Here is a 2,344-nt window from a genome sequence, read left to right as displayed (position 1 = left end):
ACCAATACCTTATAAACCACCCCTCCAAACTACCTCGGGCGATGAAGAGATTCATCCCTCCTGACGGGGACTCGCTCCCCCCGAGATGAAGACGCGGTCCCCCCTCGAGCCCTTTTGGAGGTGGGAGCTTGGAGAACCTTGAGATAATCTATCCGGACCTGTTCCCAATCGAGATTCCACCCAACACGGTGATGCTCAAGGGCCTTAACTGGGACTCCAACGTCTACCTCTTCCGCTCGGGAAAAGAGGCCTTAATCATCGACACGGGCACGGGCGAGAACGCCGAGCGTTACTTCTCCCTGTGGCTCGGCGAGGGTTATCTTGACGGCCTAAGGAAGGTCGTGATATTCAACACGCACGAGCACTTCGACCACGTCGGCGGAAACCTTGCAATGAAGGCGCTCTTCGAGAGGCTCGGCGTCGAGGTTCTCTTTGCTTCGCACAGGAAAACAGCAGAAACCCTTGAGCGCGCCGATGACAGGATAATCCTCGACTATGCCTACGGTAAGAGGTTTCCGGGGCATGGAGTTGACATCAAGCTCGATGATGGCGACTACCTGAGGGTTGGCAGGAGAAAACTGCTCCTCCTCCACACGCCGGGCCACACAGCGGGAAGCTCCTGCCTCTACCTCGACGGGGAGGTCAAGCTAATCTTCACTGGAGACACGATATTCAACGGAACCGTCGGGAGAACGGATTTGCCAACTGGAAACCGGGAGGAGCTGAGGAAGAGCATCGAAAGGTTGGCCGGGCTTGAAGTCGACTTCGGCCTGCCCGGACACGGATGGGTGATAAAGGACTGGCGCGGGAACATCAAGGCCGTGAGGAGGTTCCTATGAGGAAGGGTTCCCTGAAGGAGGTTCTGGCGAAGATTAAGCACGACCCGAGGGAGGACGAGCGGGACTACTACATCGTCATCGAGCATCGGGGAGCGTATGGAAACGAGAAGAAAATCCCAGTTGAGATGATTGAGCTGGGACACGGCTACTTCTTCATTGGCGAGACGCAGATTCCATACCACAGGATAATCCGGGTCGTCAGAAAAGACGGAAAAGTGGTGTGGGAGAGGCGCTCAAGAGATTAGCTCGAGCTCCGACGTGAGAATTGCCCACTCCTTCTTCTCGAACGCCTCTGGAATCGCCGTCACTATGAGGTAGCCGTCGTTGATGATTGCGAGGTCTTTGACGTAGAGCACGAAGTCAAGGGTGTCCTTGAAGCCGAGCTGGCTAACGAGGTAGCCAAGGTTCTGAAGGAACACGACGCCCTGCCGTCCCCTCGATGAGCACTCCCTAAGGAAGTGAGACAGCTCGCTTCTCATTCCGGGTAGGAGCTCCGGGGAAACTGCACCTTCAACGTCCGCCTTTGTAATCCACAACACCTTACCTGAACCCTCAATGAACTCCCTGAACCTGTGGGGATTCTCGCGGACGAGAGCAAGGAGCTCCTTCGGCTCGTCAAGAAAGTCGAGGAGGAAGTACTTTGCCTTAACGTCGTCCGTAAGCAGATAAGCTCCGGAGTCGAGCTCCCAGGGCGAACTGTGCCTCCGCTCAAAGGCCTCTATAATGTCGTAGACCCGCTTTATCTCCTCGTAATGCTCCTGTTCCATCGCCGCAAGGTCGAGGGCAAGCTTCCTGACCTCCTCATCCCGGGCAACGCTCGCAAGGAGCTCGTAGGTCTGCTTCGCGAAGAGCTCGCTCTCCATACAGTAGCGAAGGGCGGAGATGTAATCTTCGGCACTCTCAAACTTGGGATAAAACGGATAGACCTCCACCGGAGGGGCGTCCACCTTCACGGGTTCTTCTCCAGGGAAGAGTCTATTGAAGAGCTTGCGGAGCATGTTCTCGTGAACCTTGCTCTCCTCGCTCATCTTTTTGAAGAGGACCTTCACGCTCCTGCGCTTAGCCCTTTTGGCGAGTTCTGCATAGTACTTTGCCTCATCTTCCTCGTTGAAAATCGCATAGCTCAGCAACTCCTTAGATGAAAGATTTTTCAGACGATTCACGATTTCTCTCATCACTTCGCTTGGATCTCGCTCCATGGTAAACTCCCAATCTCACTTGTACACATCCAGGGAAAAACTTTTCTGTTTACATCCGAACGACCAAACCATGATTGACGCACACGCTCACTTCGAGTTCTACAAAAAGGACGCTCCGAAGGTTATCGAAGAGTGCCGGGAAGAGCTCAGAGCGGTGGTAGACTCGATAACCGAGTACCGGAAGACCCACGTCTGGAAGAGCTGGGAGCTACTCAGGCCATACTTCGGCTTCATCTTCCCGACCCTCGGCTACCACCCAAACGAAGCCAGGAGGGGCAACTGGGAGAAGGTGAAGAAGGTCGAGGA

4 protein-coding genes are annotated in these 2,344 nt (G+C 54.8%); 3 read left to right on the top strand and 1 reads right to left on the bottom strand.

Annotation, left to right across the window (positions count from 1 at the left end):
* The first annotated feature begins 191 nt into the window (after positions 1 to 191).
* Positions 192 to 839, top strand: a complete 648-nt coding sequence (locus MVO87_RS11225) for an MBL fold metallo-hydrolase (RefSeq protein WP_297516534.1) — start codon at positions 192 to 194, stop codon at positions 837 to 839.
* Entirely contained in the window at positions 836 to 1,084 is a 249-nt protein-coding gene (locus tag MVO87_RS11220; protein ID WP_297516532.1) for a DUF504 domain-containing protein, read from the top strand. Before MVO87_RS11225 ends, MVO87_RS11220 begins: the two co-directional genes overlap by 4 nt.
* Here MVO87_RS11220 and MVO87_RS11215 read toward each other — a convergent pair.
* A complete protein-coding gene (locus MVO87_RS11215; RefSeq protein ID WP_297516530.1) occupies positions 1,073 to 2,038 on the bottom strand; it encodes a DUF835 domain-containing protein in 966 nt (321 codons plus the stop codon). The genes MVO87_RS11220 and MVO87_RS11215 overlap by 12 nt on opposite strands.
* Before the next feature lie 70 nt (positions 2,039 to 2,108).
* Between MVO87_RS11215 and MVO87_RS11210 the strand changes: the two genes are divergently transcribed.
* Positions 2,109 to 2,344, top strand: a 236-nt coding sequence (locus MVO87_RS11210) for a TatD family hydrolase (protein WP_297553179.1), incomplete at its 3' end; no start/stop codon positions are given.

Origin of the sequence: Thermococcus sp. (assembly GCF_027063845.1) — an archaeon.
Lineage (GTDB): Archaea > Methanobacteriota_B > Thermococci > Thermococcales > Thermococcaceae > Thermococcus.
Note: the sequence above shows the minus strand (reverse complement) of the source record. Positions and strands in the feature narration are given on the sequence as shown.